This window comes from bacterium (assembly GCA_024742285.1).
Lineage (GTDB): Bacteria > Myxococcota_A > UBA9160 > UBA9160 > UBA4427 > UBA4427.
Genome location: JANSYR010000005.1, coordinates 222826 through 242504, shown reverse-complemented (window position 1 = coordinate 242504; position 19679 = coordinate 222826). Strand labels below are relative to the sequence as shown.

The 19679-nt window shown below is 69.4% G+C and carries 16 protein-coding genes; 8 read left to right on the top strand and 8 right to left on the bottom strand.

The features are described from left to right. Positions 1–4: 4 nt before the first annotated feature. Positions 5–706 carry a CYTH domain-containing protein gene (locus NXI30_11995; protein MCR9094932.1) on the top strand — a complete coding sequence of 234 codons (702 nt, stop codon included), beginning with the start codon at positions 5–7 and terminating at the stop codon, positions 704–706. Between the two features lie 27 nt (positions 707–733). Here the strand turns inward: NXI30_11995 and NXI30_11990 are convergent, their stop codons facing one another. Then, positions 734–1342, bottom strand: coding sequence for a glutathione S-transferase family protein (locus tag NXI30_11990; protein MCR9094931.1), 609 nt, complete (start codon positions 1340–1342; stop codon positions 734–736). A gap of 202 nt (positions 1343–1544) precedes the next feature. After that, complete coding sequence (locus NXI30_11985; protein MCR9094930.1) at positions 1545–2825, bottom strand: dicarboxylate/amino acid:cation symporter; 1281 nt, start codon at positions 2823–2825, stop codon at positions 1545–1547. Between the two features lie 173 nt (positions 2826–2998). Here NXI30_11985 and NXI30_11980 point away from each other — a divergent pair, with 173 nt between their 5' ends. Together NXI30_11980 and NXI30_11975 are read left to right on the top strand one after the other, a co-directional pair. Further along, on the top strand, positions 2999–4390 hold the full coding sequence (locus NXI30_11980) for a hypothetical protein (GenBank protein ID MCR9094929.1): 1392 nt from the start codon (positions 2999–3001) through the stop codon (positions 4388–4390). A 113-nt stretch (positions 4391–4503) separates the two neighbouring features. Beyond that, positions 4504–4833 (top strand): hypothetical protein, encoded by a 330-nt coding sequence (locus NXI30_11975; protein ID MCR9094928.1) that lies wholly within the window; start codon positions 4504–4506, stop codon positions 4831–4833. Here the strand turns inward: NXI30_11975 and NXI30_11970 are convergent. Continuing rightward, positions 4830–6752: an oligopeptide transporter, OPT family gene (locus NXI30_11970; GenBank protein ID MCR9094927.1), complete on the bottom strand. Its 1923-nt coding sequence runs from the start codon at positions 6750–6752 to the stop codon at positions 4830–4832. The genes NXI30_11975 and NXI30_11970 overlap by 4 nt on opposite strands. A 317-nt stretch (positions 6753–7069) precedes the next feature. On the opposite strand from NXI30_11970, the gene NXI30_11965 reads away from it, so the two are divergent. Both NXI30_11965 and NXI30_11960 read left to right on the top strand, forming a co-directional pair. Continuing rightward, positions 7070–7609 (top strand): PEP-CTERM sorting domain-containing protein, encoded by a 540-nt coding sequence (locus NXI30_11965; protein MCR9094926.1) that lies wholly within the window; start codon positions 7070–7072, stop codon positions 7607–7609. Between the two features lie 255 nt (positions 7610–7864). Then, positions 7865–8716: a TauD/TfdA family dioxygenase gene (locus NXI30_11960; GenBank protein MCR9094925.1), complete on the top strand. Its 852-nt coding sequence runs from the start codon at positions 7865–7867 to the stop codon at positions 8714–8716. Between the two features lie 504 nt (positions 8717–9220). Here NXI30_11960 and NXI30_11955 read toward each other — a convergent pair. From NXI30_11955 to NXI30_11945, 3 genes are all read right to left on the bottom strand, one after another. Continuing rightward, positions 9221–9622 (bottom strand): biopolymer transporter ExbD, encoded by a 402-nt coding sequence (locus NXI30_11955; GenBank protein ID MCR9094924.1) that lies wholly within the window; start codon positions 9620–9622, stop codon positions 9221–9223. Positions 9623–9844: 222 nt separating this feature from the next. Next, positions 9845–12082, bottom strand: coding sequence for a DUF3604 domain-containing protein (locus NXI30_11950; protein ID MCR9094923.1), 2238 nt, complete (start codon positions 12080–12082; stop codon positions 9845–9847). Further along, positions 12052–14022 (bottom strand): DUF3604 domain-containing protein, encoded by a 1971-nt coding sequence (locus NXI30_11945; GenBank protein ID MCR9094922.1) that lies wholly within the window; start codon positions 14020–14022, stop codon positions 12052–12054. Before NXI30_11945 ends, NXI30_11950 begins: the two co-directional genes overlap by 31 nt. 140 nt (positions 14023–14162) lie before the next feature. Between NXI30_11945 and NXI30_11940 the strand changes: the two genes are divergently transcribed. Then, on the top strand, positions 14163–15821 hold the full coding sequence (locus tag NXI30_11940; protein ID MCR9094921.1) for a sulfatase-like hydrolase/transferase: 1659 nt from the start codon (positions 14163–14165) through the stop codon (positions 15819–15821). A 42-nt stretch (positions 15822–15863) separates the two neighbouring features. Here NXI30_11940 and NXI30_11935 read toward each other — a convergent pair whose 3' ends face one another. Continuing rightward, positions 15864–16547, bottom strand: coding sequence for an EthD domain-containing protein (locus NXI30_11935; GenBank protein MCR9094920.1), 684 nt, complete (start codon positions 16545–16547; stop codon positions 15864–15866). Positions 16548–16770: 223 nt separating this feature from the next. On the opposite strand from NXI30_11935, the gene NXI30_11930 reads away from it, so the two are divergent. Next, positions 16771–17133, top strand: coding sequence for a winged helix-turn-helix domain-containing protein (locus NXI30_11930; GenBank protein MCR9094919.1), 363 nt, complete (start codon positions 16771–16773; stop codon positions 17131–17133). Here the strand turns inward: NXI30_11930 and NXI30_11925 are convergent. Continuing rightward, positions 17130–17654: a hypothetical protein gene (locus tag NXI30_11925; protein MCR9094918.1), complete on the bottom strand. Its 525-nt coding sequence runs from the start codon at positions 17652–17654 to the stop codon at positions 17130–17132. The genes NXI30_11930 and NXI30_11925 overlap by 4 nt on opposite strands. Before the next feature lie 474 nt (positions 17655–18128). Here NXI30_11925 and NXI30_11920 point away from each other — a divergent pair, with 474 nt between their 5' ends. Next, on the top strand, positions 18129–19679 hold the full coding sequence (locus tag NXI30_11920; GenBank protein ID MCR9094917.1) for a hypothetical protein: 1551 nt from the start codon (positions 18129–18131) through the stop codon (positions 19677–19679).

Below are 19679 nucleotides of genomic sequence, written 5' to 3'. Positions count from 1 at the left end.
CACCATGGGATCGGGATTCGAGACCGAAATCAAGCTCGGACTGCCGGACGAGGCCGCTTGGCGCTGGGTTCGCGACCGGCTCGCGTCCGTCCGCGTCGTCGAGCAGACGAACCACTTCTTCGACCGGAATGACCGCGCGCTCGGCCGGGCGCGGATCGGCGTCCGCCTGCGCGAGGCCGAGCACCGGCTCCGACTGACCGTCAAGGGAGAGGCGGATAGCCACCCCGATGCCATGATCACGCGACGGATCGAGCTCGAGCACGACCGCGAGCCCGCCGATCTCGCGACCGCCCTGGACCAGGGGCTCAGGCTCCAGAACGAGATCGGCCTCTGGCGCGCCGACGCCCGGGGCGACGCGGAACGACTCGCCTTCCTGGACCGACTCGAAGCCGCGATCGGCGAGGAACCGCTTCGCACGATCGGATCGTTCCGGAACGAGCGCTCGATCGGGCAGCTGGGACGCGCGGACGAGATCGGTACGCTCGAGATCGAGGTCGAGCTCGACCGCACCGCGTTTCCGGGCGGGCGGGTCGACTTCGAGCTCGAGGTCGAGCGATCGAGCGAGGCGGAAGGCCACCTCGAACGCACCCGCGCGTCGCTCGAACGCTGGCTCGAACACGAAGGCGGGATCCATCCCTTCGCGCGCGAAAGCAAGCTCGCCCGCTTCGAAGCGATCCTCGAAGCGGGCGAGACGGATCCGCGTTAGGCGGCGCCGTCGGTCGGCGCCTCTCGCTCAGCCCGCGATCGACGGGCGCGCCGCGACGCGCTGGTACCAGGCCTGCACGTTGCCGCACTTCGGGTCGAGGGGCTGACCCACCTGGCCACCGAACTCGAGGAAGGCGAAGAGCAGGATATCCGCCATCGTGAATCGATCCCCGCAGATGAATTCGCGCCCTTCGATCAAACCGTCGAGCTTGGCGAGCTGCTCCTGCGCGATCTGCTTGAAGTCGTCGGCGGCCTGGGGGACGACGTGGATGCGGTTCTCGAAGAGCTGCAGTCCCTCGGCGAACCGGAAGCCGTTGGCGAGGGGCTCGAGGATGTTGAGGTCGATCCGGCGCGACCACATGCGGGTCTCGCCGCGCTCCTCGGCCGTCGAGCCGATCAGCGAGCCGCCGCACTTCTCGTCCAGATACTCGACGATCGCGGTGATCTCGGAGATGAAGGAGCCGTCGTCGGTCTCGAGGGTCGGGAGCTGGCCAGCGGGGTTGCGCTTCAGGTGCTCGCCGTCGCGGTTCTCGCCGGCCATCAGGTCGACGGCGACCTGCTCGACCTCGGCGCCGAGCTCGGAGATGGCGATCGTCACGACGCGCGGATTGGGACCCATTCCCGTATAGAGCTTCATGGGGGATTCCTGTTCTGGCCACGTGGCCGCTTCTCGGGTCTGGCTGCAGGCCAGACGAGTGGGACCGGCTGGAAGAGCCGGCGCGCGCCCGGGGCCTCCCGCGACGCGAGGGCGTAGCTTGGCAGAGCGCCGGAGTCGCGGCAAAGGTCTGCGAGCCGCCGAGATGGACCGATCCGTCCCTGAAGCGGCTCGCGCGCGAAGATCAGGGAGAGCGATAGACCTCGAGGTCGAGCTTCCCCTCGCTGCGCGCGACCACGCAGGAGACGGCGGCGTCCCCGGCGATGTTCACGGCGGTCCGGGCCATGTCGAGCAGCCGGTCGACGCCCAGGATGAGCGCGATGCCTTCGACCGGGAGTGACATCTGTTCGAGGACCATCGCGAGCATGACGGTGCCGACGCCGGGGACGCCGGCCGTGCCGATCGACGCGAGGGTCGCGGTCACGACGACCGTCAGGTAGCCGGCGGGCCCGATCTCGACGCCGTAGACCTGGGCGATGAAGACGGTCGCCACGCCCTGCATGATGGCCGTGCCGTCCATGTTGATCGTCGCGCCGAGGGGAACCGTGAACGAGCCGACGGACTCGTCGACGCCGAGGCGCTCCTCGACGGTCCGGAGCGTGACGGGCAGCGTCGCCCCGCTGCTCGCCGTACCGAACGCGACGCTCATGGGCGCCCGCAGCTTGCGGTAGAAGGGGATCGGCGAGACCCGCGCGAGCAGGAAGAGCAGCACGGGGTACGTGAACGTGGCGTGCAGGAAGAGCACGAAGAGCACGGTCGCGAAGTACTTCGCCATGTTGTCGAAGGACTCGGGCCCCTGGATGGCGATGACCTTCGCGATCAGACAGAAGATCCCGAAGGGCGCCACCTCCATCAGGACGAAGACGAGCTTCATGATGACTTCGTTGGCCGAATGGAAGAACCGGAGCAGCTCGCTCCCGGCGTCACCGGCCAGGGTCATCGCGACGCCCAGCAGGATCGCGAAGACGATCACCTGGAGCATCTCGCCTTCGGCCATCGCCTGGAACGGATTCGTCGGGAAGAGATTGATCAGCGTCTGGACCAGGCTGGGCGATTCCTTCGCCGCGAACTCGAGGCCGGTGGTCGCGAACTCGGCCCCCTCCCCGGGCCCGACGAGCACGGCTACTCCGATCGCCGCGCTGATCGCGAGCGCCGTCGTCATCAGGTAGAGCCCGAGGGTCTTGCCGCCGATTCGTCCGAGCTTGGTCACGTCGTCGAGGGCGGCCGTGCCGCACGCCAGGGAGACGAGGACCAGCGGGACGACCAGCAGCTTCAGGCTCGACAGGAAGATCTGCCCGCCGACGTGCAGAACGCCTTCGACGAGGAAGCCGAAGACCGCCGTGTCGGCGAAGCCGACGTTGAGCACGAGGCCGGTCACGATGCCCAGCGCCAGGCCGATCAGGATCCGCCGCGTGAGCGTGCTGCTGTCGACCAATCCCTCGTCTCGCTGCGTTTCGTCGCTCACGGCTGCCCCCCCGGCCGGGCTCACGGCTGTCGCCCGGCCGGCGAGCATACCCAACCGCTCCCCCACGGGCGCGAGCGACCGGGTCGGGGACCGGCGGGTCTCAAGCGCGCCCGCGGAGGGGTCGATCCACCTCGGGAGGTCCCCGTGCGGAGGGCGCCTCGAAGGGGAGACCGGTGGAGGAGTGGATCTGGATCGGCGTGAACGGCGTCGCGGGCCTCGGGCTCGCGACGTGGCTCGTCGTGCTCGCGCGCGAGATCGTCCGCACCGCGCTCGCTCCGCTCCTCGGATTCCGGGTCTTCGAGATCCGTTTCGGCGTAGGCCACCGCCGCTTCACCCGAGCGGTCGGCCCGATCGATCTCGTCCTCTCGCCCTGGCCGGCGGCAGGCGCCACGGTCGCCCGCTCCGGCGCGTCCCGTCGCCATCGGCTCGGCCGCGCGATTCTCGCCCTCGCCCCGTCGGCCGCCCAGCTCGGCTGGATGCTCGCCCGCCTGGACGCCGGAGTCGTGCCCGGTGCAGCCCCGCTCTTCGAGGGCCCCGCCCCGCTCGCCTGTCTCGACCTCGCCAATGCGCTCCTGCTCGTCGCTCACGCGACCCTCGCCATCGAGCTCCCCGGCGGCGCCCGGACCGACGTCCGCCTCGCCCTCGATGCCTGGATCGGTCTCGCCGACTCGAGCAGGGCCGCCCGCGCGGATTACTACGCACGCCTCGCCCGGCATCACCTCGAGCGGGCGCGGGTCGCGCGCGCGCGCGCCGCCCTCGAGCAGGGACTCCGGCAGCTCGGTCCGCAGTCGCTCCTCGTCGCGTGCGAACGACACATGAACGCGGTGGATCTCGACTCGGTGGTCGACCAGGGCGCCTGCGCCGACGCGCTCCATCGTGAGATCGAGGGAGCCGACCCGCGGCGACGGCGGGAACGCGCGAGCTGGTCCCTCGCCGAACGCGTGCGACAACGATGCGCGAGCGCCGTCCCCCTGCTGATCGCGCTCTTCGCCCTCGCCTTCGCCCAGGCGGATGGCTGGGCGCGCCACTTCGAGCGCGGGATGCTCGTGCTGGGCGATCGGGCGGTCGCGGCGGGCGACACCGGGCGCTGCGGCCGCATGATCGGCACCTGGGAGGACTGGACCGAGCGCGTCGATCCCTGGCTCCCTCCAGACGACGCCGCCCGCGCCGAACGCCATCGCAGCCTCGCTGCGCTCGAGCGGTGTCGCGGCGAGCGGGCTTCCGCGGCGGCGCATCACGGAGAAGCGCTGCTCGCGGCCCACGCCGCCACGACGTCGCCGGATCCGGCTCGCCTGGTCGACGCCGACGACTGGCTGACCGACGAGCTCCGCGTGACGGGCCTGCTTCGGGAGACGGCGCGAACCGCCAGCGAACAGTCCCGCCACCGGGACGCACTGCGGACCCTCCGCCAGGCCGAGCAGCGCCTCGGACGGGCCGAGCAACGTCTCCCGCTCGTGACCCGGCCATCGGCGCAGAGCGAGGTCCGCGCCCGGGTCGACCAGGAGCGGGCGGCGATCGGGCTCGCGCGCGACGACGTCCTCGCGCGTATGGGAAGCGCGCCCTGAGCGGTCGGCCGCGGGTCCTGAGGGGCCGTCACCCGGGAACGCCCCACCGGGCACGGCGTCCGCACGACGGCTTGCTAGCATCTCGGGTGTCGAGAACCCGTCAAGGAGCCTGCATGCGCGCCGCACGATCCCGCTCTTCCCGCTTCGCCTGCCTCGCCGCGACTGCGATCCTGTTCGCGAGCGCGCCGGCCAGCGCACTCGAGTTCCCCGACCTCGGACTCGAGTGGGAAGGAACCCGGGCGCAGGACGTGACGGCCAAGTTCGTCGACCTGACGATCGTGCGCCCGGTCGCCTCCGCCCGCGTCGCCGTCGGCAGCCTGCTCTTCGTCCCCGCGGCGATCTTCTCCGCCCCCATGGGCAGAGAGGGATTCGAAGGCGCCCTCGACGTCCTGATCGTGGCTCCCGCCGAATACGCGTTCGATCGCGAGATCGGCGAGCTCTAGCGCGAAGCCGATCGCGAGGTCGGCGAGACCGGGCCTCGCGTCGCCCGTGCGAAGAGCGCGATCGCGGCCACCGCCGCGACCAGACTGACGGCATCGGCGCCTGCGTAGCTCGCCGTGCCCCCACCGACACCGAGCCCCACGGCGACGGCCACCCCGACGCCCACCAGCGCCTCGCCCGCGACCGCGCCGGAAGCGAAGAGCACCCCCGGCGATCCGCCGGCCTCGCCCGGATCCGCGTCCGGGCGGCGCGTCCATCGCTCCACGAGGCCCCCGAGCAGGATGGGGAAGGCCAATCCAAAGGGCAGATAGAGCCCGACCGCGATCGGCATGAGATGGAGCCGGAAGCCCGCCCCTCGGCGTCCGAGCAGCGCGTCGGCCACGAGCACGGCGATCCCGATCGCCGCGCCGAGCCCGACCAGTCCCCACGGCAGCACCTCCCCACCGAAGAATCCCCGCGCCAGACTCGCGAAGAGACTCGCCTGAGGCGCCGCGAGCTCCCGCGACCCGATGCCGTAGGCGTCGTGCAGGAGCTGCAGGACCGGCGCCATCACCAGCGCCGCGACGACGACGCCGAGCAGCTGCATCGCCTGCTGCCGTCGCGGCGTCGCGCCGACGAGGGCACCGGTCTTGAGGTCGTTGCAGACGTCGCCGGCGGTGCAGGCGGCACAGCACACGATGGCCGCGACGCCGAGGGTGGCGACCATGCCCTGGAGGCCGTCGTAGCCGGCGAGCCAGAGCAACCCCCCGGTCGCGAGAACGGCGGTGATCGTCATCCCGGAGACGGGGCTGTTGCTGTTGCCGACGAGGCCCACGATGTAGCTCGCGACGCCGACGAAGAAGAACGAGGCGACGAGCATGATCACCGCCGCGAACGCGGCGATCACGGCGTCGCCCGTGAAGTGGACGTAGAGCCCGAAGACCAGCGCCGCGGCCGCTGCGGCGAAGGCGAGCACCAGCCGCGCCGGCAGGTCGGTCGGCGTGGCGTCACCGGACGCCGCCGACCAGCCCGCACGCAGCTCGACCAGCGCCCGCACGAGCCCCGCCCGCACGCGCACCAGCGCGGCGATCCCGCCGACCGCCATCGCGCCGACACCGACGTAGCGCACCCCGCTCGACCACAGCGACCACGCGCGATCCGCAGCGCCGCCTTCGAACGCCGCGCCCGTTCCCTCCGCGAGGGCGGCGCTCTCCGGCGCGAAGGTCGCGACGATCTCGGGGGCGAGCGGAATCAGCACCCACCATCCGAGCGCACCGCCCAGGAAGATCTGCGCGGCCACTTCGAGCCGGACGATGTAGCCGACGGCGAGGAGTGCCGGCGACACGTCGCCTCCGACGAAGAACGAACGCCCGGGCCCGACCGCGAGTGCACCTTCGACGCTGCCCCGAAGCAGACCGAACCCGCTCACCGCGAGCTTGATCACCGCTCCGAAGAGCCCCCCCTGCAGGACCCGCGCACCACCGCCCTCGTCTTCGCTCCCCGCTTCGAGGACGGAGGCGCAGGCGACGCCCTCCGGATACGGCAGCTCCGGACTCTGTTCCACGAACACCCGGCGCATCGGGATCATGAACAGCACGCCGAGCCATCCGCCCGCGATCGCGATCAGGGTCGTCGGCCAGAACGCGAACTCGGTCCAGACGCCGATCAGCAGGAGGGCCGGAACCGTGAAGAGGATGCCCGCCGCCAGGGACTCACCCGCCGAAGCCGCGGTCTGGACCTGATTGGCCTCGAGCACCGTGCCATCCCGCAGGAGCCGACGCAGAACGAGCATCGCCACGACCGCCGCAGGGATCGACGCCGAGACCGTCATCCCGACCTTCAATCCCAGGTAGACGTTCGCTGCCCCGAGCACGGCGGCGAGGACGAGCCCCAACGCGATCGCGCGCGGTGAGAGCTCTGCGGACGTGGCTGCCTTCTCCATGCGTTCCCCCCGAGCCGCATTGAACTCGGCAGCCGGGCGCGCCGCAAGCGCGCACGGACCATGACCTCCCCAGCCACGCGCAGGACACGCGCAACCGGGACGAGGTCGGGAAGCAAAGCGCCGAGATTCTCTCGCCGATGTCCCCTTTCGCGGCGAAGCGGCCACTGAATCATCGGGGGAAAAGTTGCGTTTCCCCTACAGCACACATCGTGGTGACGCCTCGAGCACGATCCACGAAGGCGCGTCGGGCCACCGACCCGTCCCACCATGACCCACGACCCATGACCGGGGGCGATCCCCGGTTCACCGAGTGCCCCATGCCGATTCAATGCTCCCGCCTCGCGCGTTCGCTCCCCGCCTCCGCCTTCACGGCCCTGACGGTCCTTGCGGTGGCGCTGGGACTCGGCTCCCCCGCAGCGGCGATCGAGCTGAACCTCGAGCGCCTGGACACGCTCGACCTCGGCGGGCGCGCGATCGTGCGGACCGAAGTACAGCTCGAGGAAGTGAAGCTCGGCATCTTCGGCGGCGGCACCGTCGTCTATGAGAAGGTCGTTCACACCATCGAGTTCGTGGGCGGGCCGGTCGAGATCACGCGCCTCGAGAAGAACGGCCTGCTCGACGTCGCCGTGAAGACGGTCGGTGACGACGTGCTCAAGCGCCTCAATCTCGGTGCACTCGACGAGCCGATGAGGGTCGAGAAGATCCACTTGAAGAGTCTCGACCTCGGGACCGAGACCGGCGCGCTGCACATCGACGTCCGTCACGACATCGCTTCGAGCGCCCCGGTCCCCGAGCCCGGCGCGGCGCTCCTCTTCGGCGCCGGCCTCGTGGTCGCCTCGCGCCTCCGACGGCCGTAGACGGGGCCGCGGCTCGGTCGCCAGGGGCCTGCGCCCTTCGCGAGAGGCCGCCCTCCGCGAGTGCCTTCCCGGATCGCGGAGCGTCCCGCACGATGGCCCCTCGGAGAACGTTCGCGTCTCGAGCGCGGCGTTCTCTTGCCGCCTGCCTGCCCGTCCCCGAGCGACGCATCCGTGACTTTTCGGGCCACTCGCGGGAGCGCTACGATTCGCGCGTTCGCGGCCTCCCGTCCGCGAGTCCCTCCGAGGCCCCCCAAGATGACGACCGAATTCCAGCTCCGCGGCCTGTCCGGCGCGCTCGGCGCCGAGATCCATGGGCTCGACCTCTCCCGCCCACTCTCCGGGAACCAGCAGGACGCGCTCCTCGCCGCCTTCCATCGCTACGGCGTGCTCTGCATCCGGGACCAGAAGCTCACCCACGACAGCCAAATCGCCCTCGCGAAGATCTTCGGCGAGCCCGACGTCCATCCCATCGCCAAGGGCATGGAGGAACACCCGGAAGTCATCGAGGTCCGGAAGCCCGCCGGCGAGCCCGCCTTCTTCGGCACGTCCTGGCATACCGACAACAGCTTCTTCGAGCGCCCGAGCAGCGTCACCGTCCTCTACGGCGTCGAGATCCCGCCGGTCGGCGGCGACACGATCTACGCGTCCATGGAGCGCGCCTGGGAGCTGCTCTCCGAGCCGCTCAAGCAGTTCCTGCTCCCGATGCGTGCGATCCACAGCGCGCGGGAGGCCTATGACCCGAAGACCACCGGCGACGCGAAGTACAACGGCGAGGCCGCGATCCAGTACGTCTTCAGCGACGCGATCTACGAAGAGGTCGAGCACCCGGTGGTGCGGACCCACCCGGACACGGGTCGCAAGAGCCTCTACGTGAACCCGATGTTCACGGACCGCATCGTCGGCCTGTCGAAGCCCGAGAGCGACGGTCTGCTGTCGATGCTCTACGACATCTCGACGCGTCCGGAGCTCACCTGTCGCGTCCGCTGGGAGCCCGGCACCGTGACGATCTGGGACAACCGCTGGCTCCAGCACTACGCCGTCGACGACTACGCCGACTACGACCGGCTCATGTACCGCGTGACGATCACGGGCGAACGGCCCGCTTAGGCGGACGCGCTCGTTCTGGCTCGTTCGGCGTTCGCGGCCTGTGGACGTCCGCAGTGGATGGCTCGCCCCATAGACGTGTCGCCTTCGCTTCCCGCGCCCCGAGCTGACCGTCAGGACGGCTGGACACCCCGGCGGCTGGGCTGCGCTTGATTCCACTGCAGCCGCCCCCAGGCCACTCACTCCCGCCGAGCCAGAACGACACGTCCCGACCCCCGAGTAGATCAGGGGGAGCAATGACCGGGACGAACGAGCTGTGCGTCCGCCCTGCCCACCCGAGCACGCGCGTATCCCCTGCGAGCAACACCGGCCCGAGGGAGCGAGGCGGGGTGTCTCGCGGCGAAATAAAGCGCAGGCCCGCGCTGCATTCCCGCTAGCGGGTCGTACGGCCAGCTCGATTCACGAGATCGACGAAGCTTCGGCTACGAAGGCCGAGCCATTCGCCGCGGGGCGCACCGTCTCGCGACCGTGACTGGGCAGCCAAACGACCGACGGATTCGCGCGGCCCTAAGACCCTTCGGCCGCGATCGCGATCGAGTTCACGCCCGCCGCCTTCGCCGCGTCCATCACCTGGACCAGCAGGTGGTTCTGGGACTTCTGGTCGGCCTGGATCACGATCGAGCCCTGCGGGTTCTCGCCGTGGAGGCGCTCGATGTTCGCGCGGAGCGAGCGCGGATCGACCTGGCGGCGGTCGACCCAGATCTGTCCGTTCTCCGTGATCGCGATCAGGATGTTGCCCTGGTCCTTGCCCTCGGCGGTGACGGCCGGAGGACGGATGACGTCGACGCCGGCTTCCTTGACGAACGAGGCGGTCACGATGAAGAAGATCAACATGATGAAGACGACGTCGAGCATCGGCGTCATGTTGACTTCGCTCTCCGCGGTTTCGCGCATCCGGTTACCACGCATCGATCGGGCCTCCTCGATTCGGGTCTCTTTGGGCAATGCCGGGAACGATCAGATCCAGGCAAAATCGGGTTCTGGAACGGCCGTCAAGGCTAGACGTCACGCGGGGCCGGAGCAAGGTGCCCACACGAGACACCGAGCCTCGCGACGGAGGGCGATTCCTGACGGTCCGTGGGCGGAATCCAGACGGAATCCGGCGCAAATCCACGAGCGGGGCGACGCGCCTCAGGGCTGGACGAAGATCGGCGACGACCAGGCGTGCTCCTGGTTCTCCGCCAGGCAGTCGTCGTGCGCGTCGGTCCGGTCGTCGCCATAGCAGGGCGCGACCTCGACGCAGTTGCCGGCCTCGTCGTAGGTGCATCGGAAGCCGCCGACGTTGACGGCGAGGGTCCGCTCCTGGATGGCGCGGGCGTAGTAGACGACCTCGCCGGACGCGGTCGAGAACTCCGGATCGACGAACTCGGCCGTACAGCCGTCGCCGGCGTCGTCACAAGCGAAGACCTGCCAGGGGTCGTCGATCCGCTCCGCGACCGGCGGCCCGTCCGGACCGGCGGGTCGGATCCGCACGATCTCGAGTCGCTCGACCTTCCGGCGCGTGTCGCTCGGGTGGTAGCACTCGCCCAGGCAGATCGACTGCAGCCGTTCGGGCCCCATCGCCTCGCCGACGAACTCCGGGCAGCCAGGCTTCTGCTCGAAGGCACCGGCGGCGGACACGCGGAAGCGCGGCGCCGCGCCCTGCCCTTCCACGATCGACCCCATCGGTGCTTCGCCCGCCGGACCGTTCAGGAGATCGAACCACAGCAGGATCCGGTCTCCCGAAGTGGCGTAGACCTCGCGCGCTTCGAACGCCTCCCAGATCGACTCACGCCGACGACTCTCCGAATGGACCGCGGCCAGTCCGCCCGTCATCAGGTACGAAGCGCCGCGTTCCATGTCACGCCGGCCCTGGAGCGGGACCTCGGAGAGCACGATCTCGCGGCTGCGCGCCGCGGGCTCGGCGGTGCTCGCCATGAGGCGGCTGGTCAGCGGATGACGCCGGAGGGCCTCGGTGTTCTCGAGGCGGGCGAACTCCTTGAAGCCGTTGCCGCCCCGCGCGTCGTGGGTGTCGCTCGAACCGATCAGCCCGAAGCGGTAGGCGTGCTCGGTCCCGTCCTCGTCCGTCGAACGGAGCGCGAGCGCGTTCTGCGCGGAGCCGCCCGGGCGGAGCGAGAAAGCGGGATTGAAACAATCGCGACACTGATCGCAGTCGAGCCAGTCGTCGACGTCGGCGCCCGGAACGCTCAAGTGCCCGGCGGATCCCGCCTTCAGGTAGAGCGTCCTCGCCTCGACCTCCCGCTCCTCGCAGCCCGGTGCCCCGGGATCCGACGAAGAGACCGCTTCGTTCTCGCATCGCTCGCGGATGATCTCGCCGGCGCGCCAGCAGCAGGGCAGGAAGTCGGCGGTCGGCTCGGGACAGACCAGCGCGTCCTGCCCTGACGCGAAGGCGCCCGGCCAGTCGCGATAGACCTCGGACGCGCCGTGGCCGGAGTAGACCTCGAAGAGCTTCTGCCGCTCCGGATCGTGCTGTCCGGTCTCGAGCTCCCGCGCGAGATCGAAGCCCCGCGGCGTCATGAGCCCCCAGCTCGTCCCATGCGGAATCACGATCGAAGGCGTGTCCCATTGATCGAGCTTCGCGTGCAGGTCCCGCGGATGGGCAGCGACTTCGTGGCAGTCGTCCGGCAGCGCCGTCGTATCCACGCCGGCGGGACACGCCTCTACGGAGGAAACCTCCTCCGTGTAGAGGGCGTAGTCCGCATAGAGCTGCGCATCGGAGGGTGAGAGCGCCGAGAAGAGCAGGCGCCCGACGAGCGGGAGCTGGGCCACGCGGAACTCGGGACGAGGAGCGGCGATCGGGCGACGGGGCACCGCGCCACGATCGGTCTCGAGGAAGATCACGTTCTTGTGCCCGTAGTGATCGGCGGGGGTCCCGCCCACCTGCGACCACTCCCAGCCGAGGAACGCGACCGAGTCCGGATCCGAAGGATCGCCGGCCCGCGCGTTGCACTCCTGGATCGCGTCGATCGTCTCGCTCCAGTGGGCCGGACTGATCCCCTCGGCGTGGTCGTTGATGCTCCAGAAGTCGAGGTCGGCGCAGAGCCGCGCGAAGTCGCAGGCATCGGCCGGCGGATGCAGGCCGCTTCCCCCCATCATGGGCAGGCTCGTCATGAACGCATCCGGCGAGAAGGTCGTATGGACGTGGAGATCCCCGAAGAGGATCTGCTTGTCCGAAGCGACGCCGACCTTCCCGCGCGCGTCGGCCTGTCGCTCTGCGCGCGCCGCGACGTGGGCCTCCGGCAGCTGGACGTCGGTCGACGTACCGGGTCCCTGATGCTCGCCGGAGCAACCGACGACCAGGGCCGCACAGAGCGCCGCGAACCCGAATACGTGACGCCTCAAGGCGTGTACCAGATGGGGGAGGTCCACGCGCGCTCCTGGATGACGGGCTCGTGATCGGGGGAGCAGCAGGCCTCGTACCCGGCGGTAATCGTCTCGGGCTTGCGGCAGTCGACCCCCGCTTCGACGCAGAGATGCTGGCTCCAGCGGCAGGTCGGGTTCTCGACGACGCGCGCATAGTAGAAGGCGTTCTGGTCCGGCTCGAAGTCACGGTCGCGCCAGACACTGCAGAGCTGGGCGTGACCATCGCCCTTCGGCTCGCAGGTCTGCGGGTCGACGCTCGCACGATTCCTGCCGCCGGCGACCTCGATCACCTTCTCCTTCGTCTCCCCGTCCTCGACCCAGCCCTTCACGATCTGGATCCGCTGGAGCTTCGTACCCGGCGCGCCGTCGGTCCCGGGATCCTGGAGCGCCCAGACGGCGAAGCGGGGGTCGCCATCGTCCTCGCCGCGCGCCGGTAGGTCGCCGCCCATCGGAACCCCCTTCGCGTAGCCCTGCTCGGCGAAGTCGTCGCCCTTGCACATGCCCTTGTCGAGGCCCCAGCCCCCGAAGAAGCGGACGACCGGTCGCGTCCCGCTCGTGCCGTAGGTCTCACGCCGCTGCATCGCGGAGAAGATCGCGTCGCGGCTGTTCTCTTCGGCCCAGACGACGGCGAGACCGCCGGGATTGAACTCGATGTCGTCGGGCAGGCCCCGGACGTTGCGACTGCCGGCGCCGCCGTGGCCCTTCGGGTCGTCTTCGGCGACGAGGCCCGGCGTGCCGAGGTGGGTATCGGTGCTCGCGATGATCCCGTACTTCAGCGGGTTCTCGCCGATCTCGCTCTCGAGCTTCACGCCCTTCTGGAGGGCGTTTCGAACGAAGGCCCGCGGATCCGGCGTCAGATCCGGTACCACCTGCCCCATCGCCGAGTCGATCCCCGCGTCGGCGATCCGCCCGACGCCGGCGAAGCTGTTGTAGTCGAGCTTCTCGAAGCCACAGAGCTCGTCGTTCGACGCCCCGGGCAGACACTCGGAGTCGCCCTTGTGCTGCATGATCTCGATGACGGGCTCGAACCGCTGGCGCAGCTTCGCCTCCTTCGCGTCGACCGGGAGATCGATGTCCGTCGACTTGTCGAGCTTCGCCGAAGCGAACATCAGACCGGGTCCGCTGATGTTCGAGTTGTGCGGGATCGAGAAGACGTCGCAGCCCGGAATCCCGTCGATGCACTCCGCCTGGAGGGTCTGCCAGAGCGCGTACGCAGAGGGCGTCTCGACCCAGGACGGCGGCAGGTCCGGCACGTTGGCGTTCCGGAAGACGACGTTGCGATGGAGGTTCTCGCCGAGTCCGACGCCGGCGGTCCACTCGTAGCCGACGAAGCTCGTGAACGCGCACTCCGCGGTCCGGTCGTAGGCTTCCTCGGCGGCGGCCTGCATGTCCTTCCAGACCACGCGCGCCTCGTCGAAACAGAGCGCTCCGTTCTCGCCACAGAACTCGAAGCGCTTACGCATCATCATGTTCCGCACCGCGAAGAACTGAAACGTCATGGGTCGGAACATCTGATACGTGAAGCAGAGGTCCGACCCATAGGCGGGCGTCCCGGGCGTCGAGCACATCCGGATCTCGCCGAGGAGCTCCGCGTGGTCGGTCAGGACGGTGAAGTCGAGAGGACGCCGCAGCTGGGCCGTTCGCACGGCCTTTCCGTCCGCGGTGTAGGGCTGGATCCCGACGCGCTCGCCCTTCGCGAAGCGATAGGCGTCGCGCGGGGTGTTCCGCGTGTCCTGAGCGTTCGCGTCGAAGGAGTAGACGGTGTGGATGTGGGTATCGCCGAAGAACGGCTGTCTGAGCGGATCGTGTTTGGCGCACGCCTCACGCTTCTCGCTGTAGTCCCGCGCAGCGACCGGCGAAGCGGCGGCCGCCACGAGGGCCAGCACCGCGATGCCGACGACGGCGCGCGCACGCGCCTGGTTCCACATCTTCTCGATGCTCTCCATGGGCCCCTCCTCGACCGGTGACGAGCTCGCGTCGGTCGCCCGCGATGTTCGGACGGGGCTCCCGGAGCGTCAACCACGCCCCTGGATCTGCGTTAGCCTTCGCGCCCCGCTCCGCCCGGAGCGTCCCTGGAGGCAACACCATGCCCTCGCCCGTCCGTCACCTCGCCCCGTTCTTCTGCGCCGCCCTCGCGCTCGCCCTTGGATACGCGAGCCCCGCACTCGCGGCGGACGGGAAGCCCCCGAACGTGATCATCTTCCTCGCCGACGATCTCGGCTGGGCCGACGTCGGCTATCACGGCGAGGAGGTGATCGAGACGCCGTCGATCGATCGCCTCGCGGCGGAAGGCGTCCAGCTCGACCGGTTCTACTCGACACCGATCTGTTCGCCGACCCGCGCGGCCCTGATGACCGGGCGCGACCCCATGCGACTCGGCGTGGCCTACGGCGTGATCATGCCCTGGATGACGAACGGCGTGCATCCGAGCGAGCACTTCATGCCCGAGACCTTCAAGGCCGCCGGCTATCAGACCGCGATGGTCGGCAAGTGGCACCTCGGCCACGCCCAGGAGACCTACACACCCCGCGCCCGCGGCTTCGAGCATTTCTACGGGCACCTCCATACGGAGGTCGGCTATTTCCCGCCTTTCAACAACCAGGGGGGCATCGACTTCCAGCGCAACGGCGAGACGATCGACGAGGACGGCTACGAGACCTTCCTCCTCGGTCGCGAAGCCGCTCGCTACGTCCGGGAGAGGGACGCGGACAAGCCCTTCTTCCTGTACGTCCCCTTCATCGCACCGCACACGCCCCTCGAGGCCCCCGAAGATCTTCTCGAGAAGTACGCCGACATGGACGACGACCGGAAGCCGGCCCGCAGCCAGCAGACCGACGACTCCCGCCGGATCGCGCGACTCACGCTCCAACCCTCCGCGCGACCCGTCTACGCGGCGGTCGTCGACGCGATGGACCAGTCGATCGGCATGGTCCTCGACGCCCTCGACGAGGAAGGCATCGCCGACGACACGATCGTGCTCTTCTTCAGCGACAACGGCGGCGCCGCCTATGCCACGGGGGGCGCCGACAACGTCCCGCTCCGCGGCGGCAAGGGCGACACCTTCGAGGGCGGGATCCGCGTCGTGTCCGTCATGCGCTGGCCCGCCGGGATCGAGGCCGGTTCGAAGATGACCTCGATCATGTCCGCGATGGACGTGTTCCCGACGATCGCCGAAGCGGCCGGCGTCGAACGCCAGAACGAGTTCGAGCTCGACGGGCGGAGCCTCTGGCCCGCGATCAAGGACGGCAAGGCGATGCCGCGGGAGCAGCTGCTCTTCTTCGCCTCCGAGACGCCGATCCGCGGCACGTTCAACATCACCGCCTTCGACGACGAGTGGAAGCTGATCCAGCGCATCGACCAGGGTCTGCTCTCGGCGGAGGTGAAGAACTACCTCTTCCGGACCGGAGAGGACCCCTACGAGCGGAACAACCTCGCCGAGGCCCACCCCGACGTCGTCCAGCGCATGGCCGAGGAGATCCACACCTGGCGCATGGTCCATCCCCTCTCCGGCACGCGGCACGCCCTCGTCCCGCCGCCGGGCTGGCGCGCGCCGCTCGATTGGGTCGACTACCCGATCCCGACCGAGAAGCTCCAGGACGAGACCGCCCGAGGCATGGCCCCCGACCATGCCCGCCGCATCCTCGACATGCAGCACGGCGAAGCCGGCCGTCTGCTCTACGACTGCGAGCCCTTCGAGGCGCTCGGAGGCGGGTGGTGCGCCGGCGGCGAAGCGATGATGAAGTAGCGCCGCGCGGCCCCTCGGCCCAGGCTGTCCCCGGGCCGAGGACTACCCCTGGTAGTACTCCGACACGAAGGTGACTTCGATCCGACCGTGATCGAGGAAGCGGGCACAGCTGTCCATCATCGTCTTGAAATTCGCCTCGTACTCTTCCTGCGTCTTCGAATCGTAGAAGGCGAGCGGGGACGTCAGGGCCTCCATCGGGAACGACTCCTCGACGAAGGCGTCCCACTGATCCGGCGCCCCATCCGTCAGCGGGCGGAAGATCTCGTTGCGCACGTAGCCGAAGGTCGACTGGGTCTCGATCGCGACCTTCCGGTGATCGCCGTGCCAGATCCGGATGTACTCGTCCTGGGAGAGGTCGGCGCGCTTCGTGATACAGGAGATCTGCTTCATCCCCTTCGTCCGCTCCCCGACCACGAGGTCGTGGGCCATCGGCCTGGATTCGACCACGAGGTAGCCGGCAATCCCTTGAACGTGCGCCGCGAGCGCCGCCTCGGAGGGGCCGCGATCGGCCGCGTCCTCGAGCCAGAACGAGACCATCGCGCGGATCGGCGGGGCCACCTGACGGATCGGCGTCCCGGCGGCGACCTCGGCATCGCTCGCGAAGACGGTGATCTGCGCCGCGCCTCCCTCGCGCATCGCCGGAACGGCCTTCTCGACCAGGGCGTCGCGCAGGGCATCCCCATCCGCGTCGGCGTCGTCGAAGAGGAGATAGAAGAGCTTCTGCACGGGCGGCCTCCCTCGTTTCGGGTGGGCGAAGTCTCGCGAGCCCGGGCGAGTGTGGCAACCAGCCCTCAGGAACGGGCAGAAAGCACGTCGCGACGACGTTTCGCGCTCTTTGCTTCAGGAATCCTGCTTCGCGAAGTCCACGGTCGTGGTACTTTGTCTGCCTCGGATTCCCCCCGATCCGGCCGAATCCGGCCCGAACCCACGAGTCGAGGAAACGAGTGACATGGCCGCTCGCAGCACCACGAAGGACAAGGCACGGTCGGGCGCCGGCAAGAAGAGCGCCCGCGGGAGCGAGCAGGCCAAGGAACCGACCTGGACGTTCCTCACGAACCACACCCACGTCCTGCTCTGCCTGCACGAGGATCCCGAGATCACGCTCCGCGAGGTGGCGCAGCGCGTCGGGATCACCGAGCGATCGGTCCAGCGAATCCTGAGCGAGCTCGAGGAAGGCGGCTTCGTGACACGGGACCGCGTCGGGCTCCGAAACCGCTACCGGTTCAAGACGAACGTGGCGCTCCGCCATCCGATCGAGGCGCATTGCAAGATCGGCGACCTGATCAACATGGTCGAGAACAAGGCGCGCTAGGCGATCCGCTTGAAGTCGTCCTCCTCCTCGAGGTAGCCGAGAAGCTGCCCCGAGGATCCCAGCTCGACCGCGCCCGTCAGCTGGACCTGGTTCCCGAGCAGCCAGCGAAGCTGACCGATCCCCTGGCGGATCTCGTCCTTCGCGCGGTCGAGATCCTCTCCGTGCTCCGACATGCGATCGTGAAGCCAGAGGATGCCGGGGCTTCCCGCGGCGATGCGACCGGGGCGCGCTTCGCGCTCCCGATGGGTGCACTCGGTGTGCGCGGTGAGGACCACCTCTTCGATCGCGTGGGCCTCGATCGCGTACCGAACGGCATCCTGGAGATCGGCGTCGCCGACCTCGGTGCCCTTGCCGGCGAGGAAGATCGCGCCTGCGAGCCGACGCGCCCAGCCCTGGCCGCTCTGCTCTTCGCAGCAGACGACGATGCGGCGCCGAGGCGCGTCCGCGAGACGGGGGGCCTGTTCCTCGATGGAATCGAAGACCCGGTGACGAACGATCGATAGAACGGGTGCAATGGACATGGTCGAGCCTCCCTGGTTCAGGCCAGATAGATGTTTCGGGGGTCGTCCCACGTCCTGACGAAGGCGTGGGGATCTTCGTAGCCGGCGGAAGACACGCGCGGCGTCGGCCTGCCGCCCTCCTCTTCCGCTCCCGGCGGAGCCTCCAGGGACGCCTCCGGGGCCGGGGTCACGAGGCGCAGAAGAGGCCAATCGCCTCGCTGGGGCCCACGAGGGCCCGCTTCCGATCGCGTACCGGTCCGTTCGAGTCGAATCATGGCGGCCTCCTTGCTCTTCGATTCGGCCGCAATTTATACGACATTTATTTCACGTCAACTAAATCGCGAATATTTTTTTGCGTTTTTAACTACACGGCACTTGCGTCGTCACCGATACTGAGGGAGATTCTTTGCGTCACAGATTTCGTGTAGTTGATCTCGCAACGCCTGCCGCGACGCCCAGAGCGGATCGTGGCGAGACACGAGGAGCCCCGAAGAAATGGACCGCGCGCTACTTGCCTACGCCCTATTGCCCATCCCGCCCCTGCTCGCGGGCGCGCTGATTCCGCTCCTGGCGCGCTGCACGCCTGGCGCCTGCGCACGCTGGGCGCAGATCGCGGTGATCGTGCCGCTGGTCGGGCTGATCGGAGCCCAGGTCATGCCCTCGCTGCCGGCCGTCGCGCCGCTGGCTGAGCTCGGCTTCATGAGCAGCCTGCTCGCGATCATGGTCTCCCTGATCGCCCTCGCGGTCCTGCGCTTCGGACGCCGCTACCTCGACGGCGACCCGACCCTGCCGACGTTCTGTGCCCTCGCGAGCGCACTCGTGAGCGCGGTCTTGACCATGCTCGTGTCCGAGAACCTGATCCTGCTGGTCGTCGGCTGGGCCGCGACCGGCGCCCTGCTCCGGCGCCTGCTCCTCCTCCGCGCCGACCGGCCGGGCGCCCGCGAGGCCGCGCGCGCCCAGCGCCGCGCGGCGATCGTCGGAGACTCGAGCCTCGCGCTGGCCGCGATCTACGCCCTCCTCGTCACCGGCTCTGCCAGCTTCGAAACCGTCTTCGCCGCGGCGGCGACGAACCCGGGATTCGCGATTCCGATGGCGATCCTGCTGGCCCTCGCCGCGATGGCGATGTCCGCGCAGCTCCCCTTCCACACCTGGCTGCCGGACTCCATGGAGACGCCCACCCCGGTGTCGGCGCTCCTCCACGCGGGCGTGGTCAACGCCGGCGGCGTGCTGCTCATCCGCATGAGTCCGCTGATGATGGAGGCGCCCGTGGTCCTCGCCGGGCTCGCCTTCGTGGGCGCGCTCAGCGCGTCGGTCGCGGCGGTCGTGATGCTGGCCCAGACCGACATCAAGCGGAAGCTGGCCTACTCGACGCTCGCCCAGATGGGCTTCATGCTCATGCAGTGCGGACTCGGGGCGTTCGGCGCCGCCGCGCTCCACCTGGTCGGCCACTCCTTCTACAAGGCCTACGCCTTCCTCTCCTCCGGCTCCCACGCCGGCCCGAAGCCTTCGCCGGTCGACGCCGAAGGTCGCCCGGTCGCTCCCGCCGGACTCGCCACGGTGCTCGCCTCGGTGTTCGGCGGCGTGGCCCTGGTCTTCGCGACGGGCTGGATCCTCGGCATCGAGCTCGCGGCCAAGGCCGGTGCTCCGGTGCTGGTCTCGGTGCTCGCGATCGGCATCGGCCAGATGCTCGCCTCCGCCCAGAACGTCGGCGGGTCGCGGATTCGCCGGATCGCGGAAGGCGCTCTGCTCGGTGCGGTGGTCGCGGGACTCTACTTCGCCGGCGTGGACTTCCTCGACGCGCGCATCGGCGCTCCGACCGAGTCTCTCGCGCAGTCGCCGATCGCGACCGCGACCGCCTGGGGCGTCGCCGCCTTCTTCGTGGCGGGCTTCGTCCTCCAGGCCGCTCTGCCCCGCTACGCCGACCACCCGCTGCTGCGCCGGCTCTACGTGCACGTCCGCAACGGCTTCTACCTGGGCGCCCTGACCCAGGCGCTCTTCGAGCGCCGACGAACCCAGCGCCTCGCCACCCTTCACGGAGGAGAATGA

Coding starts and splice junctions, on each gene's coding strand:
- NXI30_11995 (MCR9094932.1), top strand. CDS start 5: ATGGGATCGGGATTCGAGACCGAAATCAAGCTCGGACTGCCGGACGAG.
- NXI30_11990 (MCR9094931.1), bottom strand. CDS start 1,342: ATGAAGCTCTATACGGGAATGGGTCCCAATCCGCGCGTCGTGACGATC.
- NXI30_11975 (MCR9094928.1), top strand. CDS start 4,504: ATGCGCGCCGCACGATCCCGCTCTTCCCGCTTCGCCTGCCTCGCCGCG.
- NXI30_11970 (MCR9094927.1), bottom strand. CDS start 6,752: ATGGAGAAGGCAGCCACGTCCGCAGAGCTCTCACCGCGCGCGATCGCG.
- NXI30_11965 (MCR9094926.1), top strand. CDS start 7,070: ATGCCGATTCAATGCTCCCGCCTCGCGCGTTCGCTCCCCGCCTCCGCC.
- NXI30_11960 (MCR9094925.1), top strand. CDS start 7,865: ATGACGACCGAATTCCAGCTCCGCGGCCTGTCCGGCGCGCTCGGCGCC.
- NXI30_11955 (MCR9094924.1), bottom strand. CDS start 9,622: ATGCGTGGTAACCGGATGCGCGAAACCGCGGAGAGCGAAGTCAACATG.
- NXI30_11945 (MCR9094922.1), bottom strand. CDS start 14,022: ATGGAGAGCATCGAGAAGATGTGGAACCAGGCGCGTGCGCGCGCCGTC.
- NXI30_11940 (MCR9094921.1), top strand. CDS start 14,163: ATGCCCTCGCCCGTCCGTCACCTCGCCCCGTTCTTCTGCGCCGCCCTC.
- NXI30_11930 (MCR9094919.1), top strand. CDS start 16,771: ATGGCCGCTCGCAGCACCACGAAGGACAAGGCACGGTCGGGCGCCGGC.
- NXI30_11925 (MCR9094918.1), bottom strand. CDS start 17,654: ATGTCCATTGCACCCGTTCTATCGATCGTTCGTCACCGGGTCTTCGAT.
- NXI30_11920 (MCR9094917.1), top strand. CDS start 18,129: ATGGACCGCGCGCTACTTGCCTACGCCCTATTGCCCATCCCGCCCCTG.